We start from the raw sequence: 313 nt of genomic DNA on the forward strand, positions 1-313 counted from the left end.
GAATGTTTGTTTGAAGTCTGGTTTTTTGTTTCCAAAATTGCTGAAGTATTTTGTATTTACACCATTGCTAATAACAAATAATTGAACGAAGTTGAATAATCCTGTATTAGAAGAAAAGGAATGTTTTTGATAACGATTGATTTGATTGTAAGCTTCTTTTAATTCTATGCCGGTTTTCTTTAATTCAATTTGAACTAATGGTAAACCATTGATTAAAATAGTTACATCATAACGATTTTTATAATTACCCTCAACTGTTATTTGATTAGTTACTTGATACTGGTTTTGACACCAAAAATCCATATTAATAAAC

General features: G+C 26.8%; 1 protein-coding gene. It reads right to left on the reverse strand.

The features are described from left to right. A partial coding sequence (locus tag IU405_RS00705; RefSeq protein WP_197436731.1) for a type I restriction endonuclease occupies nucleotides 1-313 on the reverse strand: 313 nt, incomplete at both ends.

It is taken from the genome of Polaribacter sp. BAL334, from assembly GCF_015767435.1.
In the GTDB taxonomy this organism is placed as follows: domain Bacteria; phylum Bacteroidota; class Bacteroidia; order Flavobacteriales; family Flavobacteriaceae; genus Polaribacter.